General features: G+C 46.4%; 2 protein-coding genes. One reads left to right on the top strand and one right to left on the bottom strand.

Annotated features, from left to right (window positions below; translation table 11 throughout):
• The first annotated feature begins 333 nt into the window (after nt 1-333).
• A complete protein-coding gene (locus R7Q38_RS01880) occupies nt 334-1,737 on the top strand; it encodes a PLP-dependent aminotransferase family protein (RefSeq protein WP_017821907.1) in 1,404 nt (467 codons plus the stop codon).
• Nucleotides 1,738-2,251: 514 nt separating this feature from the next.
• Here R7Q38_RS01880 and R7Q38_RS01875 read toward each other — a convergent pair.
• The gene (locus R7Q38_RS01875; protein WP_411913397.1) at nt 2,252-11,695 is read right to left on the bottom strand and encodes an Ig-like domain-containing protein; all 9,444 of its coding nucleotides are present in this window, start codon (nt 11,693-11,695) and stop codon (nt 2,252-2,254) included.
• Nucleotides 11,696-11,817: the final 122 nt, after the last annotated feature.

The raw sequence follows: 11,817 nt of genomic DNA, 5'->3' as shown, positions 1-11,817 counted from the left end.
TATAATTAATTTCTAGTTTATTCCAAGGCTTTTAACTTTTTATATAAAAGTAATCCTGACTTGAAGAACTCCAATCGTTAACCCTCGATGAATAACACTGTGTCTTCAAATTTTTAGTGCGATATAAACAGGTCTAAACCTGATCACCGTTGATAGGTAGGCCGGTTAGATACGAATGTAAGTAACATCCGTTTCCAAAATGGGGAAATAGTGTACTCAATTACGCTTTCTCCATATCACGATAACGGTATACTAGGTAGATATACTTGGTATATACAGATCCACATCCTCACAACGCTTTAGAACCACTTTTCAACGTCTACAGAGAAAACGATGCCATTTTCACTACACTTCGAAACTGGAAAAGTCACCAGCCAACAACTTTACTCCGAGATATACCAAGGGATATTAGAAGGCAGATTACGATCAAATGAGAGATTACCGTCAACCCGCATGCTGTCGAAAAAGTTAGGCATAGCAAGAAACACTGTCATTTCGGTGTATGAGCGACTTCAGTTCGAGGGGTGGATAGTAAAAAAGGCAGGATCTGGCACGTACGTAAGTAATGCTCTAGAACAAACGGTGAATCAAGATAAGAGACCAATAAAACACTACCAACTAGGGGTGTTTGGCACTAACGCATCGAAGAAGCCAGAGATCATCGCACCAAAGAATCTAGACTATGACTTCACTTTAGGCGTTCCTGATCATCAGAGAATAGCAAAGCATATTTGGCGACACTCAAGACTGAGTAGGCTCAATGCATTAACTCCAGAGTTTGCACATGGCGGTGATTTACAAGGGTTAGCTTGTTTACGAGAGTCTATCTGCGAGTATGTGAGACACTCGAGAGGCGTAATCTGTGACCCTGAAGACATCATCATTACTCAAGGGTGCCAGCAGGCAATAATGACGACTCTCCTTACATTACTCTCTCCCGGGGATCTCGTGTCGACGGAAGATCCAGGATATCCTGTTTTTCGAAATCAAGCTCGATTACTTGGCGCGCAAATAGGCTCCGTGCCGATGGACGACCAAGGTGTTGTCGTTGAATCAATCGCTTCTAATGCCAAAATTATTTATACAACGCCTAGTCATCAGTTCCCTTTAGGCTTTAGCTACTCAGCTGACAGGAAGTTAGAACTGCTGAGATGGGCAGAAGTTAATAACGCAATCATTATCGAAGATGATTATGATTCGGAATATCACTATCTCAATACCAGTAAGAAAGCTCTCAAGTCACAAGACAAAAATGACTGCGTCGTTATGATAGGCAGTTTCTCTAAAATACTATTTCCCGGCATACGCATTGGCTATATGATTCCGCCAAAGTCTTTAATAGAGCCAATTTCAAATATGTTATGGCACTTGGGAAGAAGTACATCTGTAGTGTCTCAAATCCTACTTGACGAATTCATGCGTGACGGTCATTTCTCTCACCATTTACTCAATATGAATAAAATCTACAGCGAAAGGTATAATAAGCTAACTCAATTAATTGACAACATAGATTGCTTACAACGTATTCCAAGCCAAGGTGGATTGCATATAGCAGCTGAAGTATCGGGATGCGCGACACAAATGATGAATAAATTTGCTTCATCAAATGTAGCGGTTTACCCATCATCGCATTTTTCTATCAACAATCATTCTAATGCCCTCTTATTTGGATTTGGCATTATTCCTACCCAAAAAATAGAAAAAGCATTTGATATTATTCAATCAATATTGGATTAAAACAGATATAAAATTATCGTTTTGCTCGGTATCAATTTATCGTCGCAGTTATCAGCATCAGGGCGACAGCCAGCGTGGAACGCTTTTCAACCCAATAAGGGTTCAATACGAACTGTGTCGCTCTGACACGCTTGGTTTGGCTTCAGCCCCAACACTATATTTCTTCGACTGTAAACGTACTAGGTTCAAAGTAAAGCGACGTATCACGCTGACATTTGCAGCACTACCAACAACCCTATTGCGTAAATCATCTTCTTTTAAGTTAAGTTCACATCGAGCATTCAATGAACCTTATTTTTCTAATATCGAACCGTAAGTTCTGTTTAACACTCTATCAAAACACTATCTTTCGCTAGATGTTAAAGAAGAAAAGACTTCAAGGTAATTAAGGATTTGTTATAGACTATTGACCTACATAATAAAGAGCACAATCACGACATTAATCTCCAGTGATTTACCATACCGCTTCATGAGCAATTGGGATATAAATTATCGAAAAATACCAAACCATAAGTTAATACGCTGCTAACGGCTCAAAAAAATAACGAAGTTGTAGCGCAATTATATCAACATCATTTTCATGTAAAAAATAACGAGCGCCTTGGACACCGATCTCCCAATTATCTGAGAGGTTGTAGCCAACTTCTGCACCAATATATCCATCAAAACCATCCACTTCCGTCGTTATCTTGCTGCCTTGATACGTACTTTCAATATCGGTATCCCAGAACAAGCCCCCCAAACTCAGTTTTGCGGACCATGAATTGTATTGCCAGAACTTATAACCGATGTCGAAGCCCATGCCCTTAACAAGGAGTGGGGCTATAGATGCGACATTGGCGTGATAGTCTTCTGGTGAAGTAGTAGCACTACGCAATGTAGCACTACCTTCACCCATATCAATATAACGAATAGTTCCAGACCATTGATCAGAAAAAGTATATCCCAACCCGACAGAGCGATAGAACCCGGTGTTGTCAGTAGAGATTACGTTATCACCTTTAACAGCATCACGCTCATCTGCATGGCTTAACCCCATTTGAACATCAACATACCAGCCCGCTTGACTACTAAAACTAAACACAGCAATTAGTGCTAGAGCACTGTTTCTTCCATAACGTTGCATGGCTCCTAACAAAATCAAAAGCATCAACACCATGCCACCCAATGATCCTGCTGAAGTATTTTCAACCTTTACATCTCTTACCAACTTAACGGTCACTATAACTTTCCCCGCGTCTTGCAGGCCTTGGCTATCCTGAATGATATATGTCAACACATCATTGCCTTCAACCCCTGAGGTAGGGGTATAGGTCACGCTCTGATCTGCATTCATGACCGCCTGCCCATACTGCGCTTGGACTGAAACCAACTTCAATGTGTCGTTATCCGGATCGGTATCGTTAGCAAGGACATAAACCGTGACAGGGGTACGATCATCGGTGGTAATATTATCGTCCACCGCATTCGGATTCTGACTGTTTACCACATTTACCGTCACCTTCGCCGATCCCGTTCCACCATTACCATCCGTTACGCTATAAGTGATCAAAGCCTCCCCGTAGTACTGTGGTTGAGTGACATAACTTAGTTTGTTATCAACCACACTAACACTACCAATATCTACAGAAGCGCGACTTACCTTCAGCCCATCACCATCACCATCAGCATCAGCATCATTGCTCAATACATCGATCGTCACCGTACCATTGAGACTAACAAACGCATTGTCGTCAATCGCTTGAGGGAGTGTATTATTGCTTACACGAGCGGCAACGACGCCAGGGTCAACGACACTGCCATTAGCCAATCCGTCATCATCGTTCGGACCACCGTCTTCAATGGTAAGTTGTACACACCAGTCACCTTCAGTCAGACCCTGTGACCATGAACTGTGCCCTGGTGGCGGACAATAACCAGCCTCGCCAGCACTAGAAGAAACCGTGTTTTGAGCATCCTCAATAAAGTCTATCCACCCCTGTTCAGCGTTATACTTTCGGTACACTGCATTTGCTGGAACAGGTAAACGCTGAGGCAAAACTAATTGATAGCTTTGGCCGGGCAGCGGCAAATTAGTTACTACAAAATCAAAGATTCCCCCTATGCTCTTCATGTTGATATCTTTAGGAAGCTCCTCATCCAGCAATAAAGCTCCTCCTGTTGCGTTAGTCAGAATGGTTATTCCTTTGCGTAAACAGACACCTGGCTGCCCCTCAATGAGGAAGCGATCTTTTTCTGACACAACCTGTTGAATTACGTTACAGTCAGAAATTGCATCAAGATAATCAGGGATACCATCACCATCACTATCATTATGACCTTCTTGATCATCCGGGATTAAGTCGCCATCACTGTCTTCACTCCCGAGCTCCGCCAATGTTTGTACCACTTCTAAATAGACATTCCGTGTCACTGATAATGGTGGAGTGCCATTGTCAGTAACTGTCAATTGCAAATTGTAAATCGCTGAACTCAGTAATTGCGGAGAGAAAGTCAATGTTTCGCTGTACATCTGCCCCGCAATCGCTTGGTTAAGTACATCGCTATCACTACTCCATCTGAAACTGTGTATATCGGACATATTGGCATCACTAACACTGCTCGTGATTGTGACCGGTTCAACACCATTTTCAATTTGGCTCCGCTGCTCCCCCGCCTGAGATACACTTACCGTGACCTTCGGAGCCACATTCTCTTCAAAGATTGTCAAGGTGTAACGACGCTTACTACCTAGATTAAGGGTGCTGTCCAGATCAATCACTAAGGTTTCAACGCCCTCATTTTGTCCATCATTAAGTAGTTCGAACGAAAGTTTGCCTTCGGTACCACTAGGTATCACCACTTCACCAGAGGTGAGCGTGTGGTCATCACTGTCCGTGCTTCCTGAAACCGTATAAGGTATGATTACTGGGTAGCTCGGCGAAGGACCGTTAAGGTGTATCGATACGCTATGATTGGTGCCTTCCGTGGTTTGCGCATCTTTGGAGATACTTATCAGTGGATACACTGTTACCGTTTGACTAGCTTCAGCGACGTTTCCATCAGAGTCTTGAGTGCGCCAATAGACCGTATTAGTTCCAGGTCGGAAAAAGGTCGTGCTGTCGACCAATGAAACAGGTAATAGCTTGCCTGTACTATCTCGTGCCACAGCAGAGCCTAATGCAACTTTAGTAAAGAGCGAAGTTGCGTTCACTTCGATATCTGAAGGTGCGGCTATTGTTGGTGCGTCCAATTTCGCACTTTTAATTGTCACGATTACTTTCGCGGTGGCCTTTCCACCGTTACCATCTTTCACACTGTATTGCACTGCCACTGTACCAATTGAGGTCGTTACCAATTGGATTTGACTGCCCACAATCGTTGCCGTTCCAGATGTAGGTTTAACCCATTCCAGTTGTAATGTATCTAGATCAACATCGCTGTCGTTGCTGAGTACATCCAATAAGTAGCTACCATCGTTACTCTCGGTAAAGACATAGGTATCATTAACCGCCACTGGCTCATCATTAACGTTGATTACCGTGATGCTAAACGCTGCTAAAGATGTGCTTAGCTCACCGTCTGAGACACTAATAACAATATTATTGGTGCTGCCAACATGCTCATTTTCCGGCGTACCACTTAGCAACCCAGTTGCTCTATCAAAGGTTGCCCATGATGGTTTATTGCGGATTGAAAAGCTCAAGCTACTACTATCAACATCCGATGCCTGCAGCGCAAAGCGGTACGTACTGCCTTCGTTGACGGTAAGAGCAGGAGTGCCACTGATCACTGGCGCGTCATTGACATTGTTAACCACAATACTGAATCTATTGAGCATTGTGGTCGTGAGACCATCAGAAACCGAGATAACAATGCCCTGATATTTGCCAACATCACCATTATCTGGTGTACCACTAAGCGTGCCTGTTGATGCATCAAAGCTAGCCCAAGATGGCTTGTTCACGATACTGAAGGTGAAGGCTTGGCTGTCAACATCTGACACTTGTGGCGTGAACAGATAGGTGCTGTCTTCATTCACTTGTGTTGCTGGTGAACCAGAGATAACGGGTGCATCGTTAACGTTATTCACAGTAATCGAAAAAGCTGACAATGAGGAAGAAATAGAGCCATCGGATACGCTAATCACGATACCTGGATAAGTCCCCACATAACGGTTACTTGGCGTGCCAGAAAGCGCTCCTGTTGTCTTGTCAAATGTAGCCCAAGGTGGCTTGTTAGCTATCAAGTAGGTCAGAGTATCCGCTGGGTCATTGTCCAATGCCGCGGGCACAAACTGATACACACTATCTTCATCAACTTGCGCCGATGGGGTACCCGTAATCACTGGCGCGTCATTAACGTTATTCACCGTGATGGTCACTAACGCCACTCCAGAGGTAAGTTCTCCGTCACTTACGCTGTAAGTGAAACTGTCCTGACCAAAGAAGTTACTGTTACCCGTATAAACCGCGTGATTGCCTGTGACGGTAACATTACCGTTGACTGGCGATTTTACAATTTGATAGCTCAAAGATGAGCCTTCTGCATCGTTACCATTTAAAGTAATGGTCAGCGGTATTTCTTCCTCTCCCGTAGCACTGATATCGGTCGCGGTTGGTGTATCGTTGACTGCATTAACCGTCAAATCGACACGAACCTCTGTCGAGTCGAGATCACCGTCGTTGACCTTGAACAAGAAGAAGTCGGAGCCATTGAAGTCCGCTTCTGGTGTATAGCGCCAACTATTATTGGTCAACTGCTCTAGCACGCCATGACTGACTTGCTCAGTGATAAGATACTGCAGAGTGTCATCATCGTTATCAATATCTGAACCAACCAGCGTGATCACCAAACTATTGTCTTCATCAAGCGTTTGTGACTGTGCTTGCGCCATTGGTGCGTCGTTGACTGGTGTTACTGTCATGGTCACTGTTGCGGCGTTAGATACAGCACCTGCTAAGTCTGCCACCGTATAGGTGAAGCTATCTTCACCGAAGTAGTTCTCATTGGGGTTGTAAACAATCGCTCCTGACGCCGTCACGTTCACACTGCCATGTGCTGGCGTATCGACGACTGTGACACTAGTGAGTTCAAAACTGTCTCCAACATCGGCATCACTATCATTGCCTAATACATTGACCTCGAAGGAGCCTCCCTCTAGTAGTTGTGCACTGTTATCAACAGCAACGGGGGCATCATTCACTGGCGTAATATTGAGCGTGACGGTTGCAGGCACTGAGACTGCTTGACCACTATCGGTTAGCATGTAGGTAAAGCTATGTTGACCATTAACGTTCGCTGTTGGCACAATCTTTAAGGTCCCATCGACATTGACACTGACCGTGGCAAAACTGTATACCCCCTCTCCTTGACCAAGATCTTGCAGGGTAATACTACTCGGGGTGAATGACCCATCTTCAATATCACTGTCGTTACTTAAAATATCGAGTGTCGATGTGATATCTTCATCAAAAGTAAAACTGTCTTCCTCCGCTACTGGTGAGTCATTGACGGAACCGATATTGACGCTGACCGTGGCCGCAAGAGAAACGCCGCCTTCACTGTCTGCGATCGTGTAAGTAAAGCTATCGCTACCATTTTCATTCGGATTCGGCGTATATACAAAAGTGCCTACAGTTTGATCAATGGCTACTTGTCCTTTTTGAGGCAAACTAACTAACGATAAATCACCCGTTGGGATGCCATCTTCAACATCCTCCGCTTGACTACGCGCGCTGACTGCTGCGCTTGCGGTATCTTCGTCGGTGTTGATGGTCAGCGCTTTAGCGACTGGCGCATCATTTATAGCCATGATAGTGACGGTCACTGTCGCCTCTTGCGACTCCTGCAGCAGGGCATCTTTCACGGTATAGGTAAAGCTATCTGTGCCTGTCTCATTATTATTTGGCGTATAGGTAACAACGCCGTTGCTGATCGACACCTGACCTTTAATTGGTTGCGTTTTAATCGTTGTAGAAGAAGCGACCATGTCATCATTAACATCGGAATCGTTGGCTAACAGACTAAATTGTTTCGCCGTATCTTCCTCAGTCGAGAAGCTATCATCAACTACCGTTGGCGCGACATCGTAGCGTTTGGTCACAGTATCCGTCACTGCATCAGATGCGTTGCCTGCGGCATCGGTTACCACCACGCTTACTGTCAACGTCCCCTCTTGCAAAATAGTGACGTCAATGCCCGTTACTTGCATGGTCTCCGAAGAAATTGTTTGACTAGCGCCGTCAATGGTCGTGGTACCGTCGGTCACGCTATAAGTGAACATCGCGTTCACTTCAGCTGCTGCGAAGGTAAAGCTCATCGCCTGTTCGTTGGTTTTGTTAATGCTCTCCTGATCAATGCTGATGCTATGTCCAGTCGGGATCCCCGTATCCACTGAGATCAACAACTGAGTCGCTGCTGTATTGAGGTTGCCAGCTGCGTCGCTAAATTTCTCGGCTGCAACATCAATAGTTGCATCCTCAGTGCTTTCTTCTGCAGGTGTAAAGGTAGCCGTGTAACTGGCGCTACTGCCCGCAAAGTTAGAAAGAGTTCCTCCAGCCACGGTCACATCGGCTTCGGAAAAATCAGTTGCGGCTTCACTCAAGGTAAACGTGAGTGTTGCCGTTTCACCCGCTTTCAACGCAGCGCTGGAGCTAGTGATACTAACGGTTGGAAGCACAGTATCGACGCTGATGGAAAGTGGTGTAGCTGCACTATTGGTGTTACCAGAGGCATCGGTAAATGTACCTGTGGCAACTTCAATAGTACCGCTCGTCGCACTCTCTTCCGTTGGTGTAAAGGTCGCAGTGTAGCTGCTACCACTGCCAGCAAAACCAGACAAAGTACCGCCACTAACCGTGATATCCGCCTCGGTAAAATCGCTCGACGCTTCACTTAAGGTAAAGGTAATGGTCGCCGTTTCGTCCGCTTTCAGCGCCAATTTATCACTGGAGATAGTCACACTCGGCACTAAACTATCAACGGTTATAGACAGTTGAGACGCAGCAGTGTTGCTATTCCCGGCAGCATCGGTAAAGAAATCTGCCGCCACGTTAATCGTCGCTGTACTTGTACTGTCTCTATCCGGCGTAAAGGTGGCCGTGTAATTGTCACCGCTGCCCGCAAAGTTAGACAAACTGCCGCCAGTGACGGTGACATCTGACTCAGTAAAGTCACTTGAGGACTCACTTAAGGTGAACGTGATACTCGCCGTTTCGCCAGAGATCAAATCAAGGTCTGAGCTGCTCAAAGAAACAGTTGGCCTCACGTTATCTAACGTAATTGTTGTGCTATCTATACTGGAGGTGTTGCCCGCCGCATCGCTCTGGCTCGCCGCGACCGTCAGGGTGCCGTTGTTAAACGCACTTACATCAAACTCACTGCCAATAGTCGTCCAAGCCCCGGTATTGCCGGCCGTCACCGTACGACTGACTGAGTTGTTATTGTCCGTGATGGTCACGGTCACACTATTGCCAGCCTCCGCGCCGGAGCCAGCAATCAGCACATCATTGTCTTCTGCCGCATTGACGATACCGTCGATTGCAATCGGCGTGGAAATGGTAACAGCGGATGGCGCTGCGTTATCTAGGGTTACGCTCTGGGTGGCTACGGTGGAGATATTACCTGCTATATCAGCTTGGGTTGCAGACACCGTCAGGGTGCCATTGCTCAAGCCACTGATATCCAGCTCGCTGCCGCTCAACGTCCAGTTGCCTGAGTTGTCGGTCGTCACCGTACGACTGACAGAGCTGTTGTTATCCGTGATAGTCACGGTCACGCTGTTGCCTGCTTCCGCGCCGGAGCCAGCAATCAACACATCGTTATCTTCCACTGCATTAACAATACCATCGGTTTCAATCGGTGTAGTGATGGTCACAGCTGATGGTGCGGCGTTATCTAAGGTAATGCTCTGGGTGGTCACTCTGGAGGTATTACCCGCCGTATCCGATTGCGTCACAGCAACTATGAGTGTGCCGTTGTTCAGGCCACTGACATCAAGCTCACTGCCGCTCAACGTCCAGCTGCCTGAGTTGTCGGCCGTCACCGTACGGCTGACAGAGCTGTTATTGTCCGTGATAGTCACGGTCACGCTATTGCCTGCTTCCGCACTGAAGCCAGCGATCAGTACGTCGTTGTCTTCTGCCGCATTGACGACCCCATCAGTTTCAATCGGCGTATTGATGATTACAGCAGATGGGTCTGCATTGTCCAGAGTAATACTCTGGGTGGCTGCGGTAGAAGTATTACCTGCTATATCTGCTTGGGTTGCAGACACAGTCAGGGTGCCGTTGTTAAACGCACTTACATCAAGCTCACTGCCGCTCAACGTCCAGTTGCCTGAGTTATCGGCCGTCACCGTACGACTGACAGAACTGTTATTGTCCGTGATAGTCACGGTCACGCTGTTGCCTACTTCCGCGCCGGAGCCAGCAATCAGTACGTCGTTGTCTTCTGCCGCATTGACAATACCATCGGTTTCAATCGGCGTGGTGATGGTCACTGCTGATGGGGCTGCATTGTCTAGGGTAACACTCTGGCTAGCTGCGGTGGAGATATTACCTGCTATATCTGCTTGGGTTGCAGACACCGTCAGGGTGCCATTGTTCAGGCCACTGACATCCAGCTCGCTGCCGCTCAGCGTCCAGTTGCCTGAGTTGTCGGCCGTCACCGTACGACTGACAGAGCTGTTATTGTCTGTGATAGTCACGGTCACGCTGTTGCCTGCTTCCGCGCCGGAGCCAGCGATCAACACATCGTTGTCTTCTGCAGCGTTGACGATACTGTCAGCCTCAATCGGCGTGGTAATGCTCACTACGGATGGTGCTATTGTATCAATGGTGACACTTAACGCGTTGGATGCCGAGCTAACATTATCATCGCTATCAGACGCTTTAGCACTTATTGCATGTGTAATACCAGACGCCAACTCATTGGTTGTTATCTGCCAGTTTCCTCCAGTAGCAGCGCCTGTGCCAATAACCGTTGCACCTCCACCGACTTGATCACTGTATAAAGTAACGATCGATCCACTCTCAGAAGTCCCACTAAACGTTGGTGTAGTGTCACTGGTAATATTATCAGTATTTAATGGCCCGGTATCCGAACTAGCATCTAAATCGGGTGTAGATGGCGCATTTGGCGTGGTATCGACTGTCGTAAAGTTAAATGTGGCATCATCGATGATCCCAGCGAAGCTATTATTTGCGCTGTCAGCCACGGCACTGGATTCAATATGAATGGCGTAGGTCCGGTTCCCTGCCAGATCACTGGTTGGGTTTAAGTAAACTTTATTGTTGGTAACACTGATGCGACCAGCGCCTGGTGATGTTGTTGTGCCATCGCTTTCAGTGGCAACATTAAATACTTCAAAGTCGCGACTGTCGGTAACATTACGAATGGTAATATTGCCGCTCTTCAGCTCAATATTTTCATCGAAGGCAATCTCGATGTTGTTGCTAACAGAAACATTGGTTGCATCATCAGTGGGAGTTGAGCTCGCACTGACAAAAGTAGGCGCGGTAGAGTCTGAAACCGCAGCGTCATCAATCTTGATACTTCTGATAAGATAACGAGAGTCAGCACCCGGACTTCGGGTAAACGCCATAGTCACTGTATCAACGTCCTGCCATGCCGAATCATTAAAATCTGTACCACGGGTCAGGGTAAACAAGTCCTGTAACCCTGAGTTTGCTTCACCACCTTTTGGCAAGGTGACAGTTTCGGTCACTGTTTGAGTATCATTAGAGAAGCCAGTTAACACAAGTTGATACGTTTTATCTGAGTCTCGGGCCGACCCCTGCATAAAGGTAATTTCGTCGAAACTGAAGTTAGTACTTGATTTCTCAAAAAAGCGGAAGCCACGATTGTTGAACTCATTAATCATGGTATTTGAGTAAAGAACACCAGCTACAAATCCGAGGTCATTTAGGCCAGTAAACGGAGTGCCATCCGAGCTAGTGCCCGCATCTAATACCATAGATACAGTACCTGCATTGGTAAGAGTGACTGAGGGCATACCCCCTGTGACGCCGGTCTCCACCTCACTAAAATTGGAACCTGAACCATTAGAGTAGTTAATCGTTTGCTGTGCAGCCCAGG

It is taken from the genome of Vibrio sp. Vb0598 (assembly GCF_033338935.1).
GTDB lineage: Bacteria > Pseudomonadota > Gammaproteobacteria > Enterobacterales > Vibrionaceae > Vibrio > Vibrio alginolyticus.
This window is presented reverse-complemented; position numbering and strand designations above follow the sequence as displayed.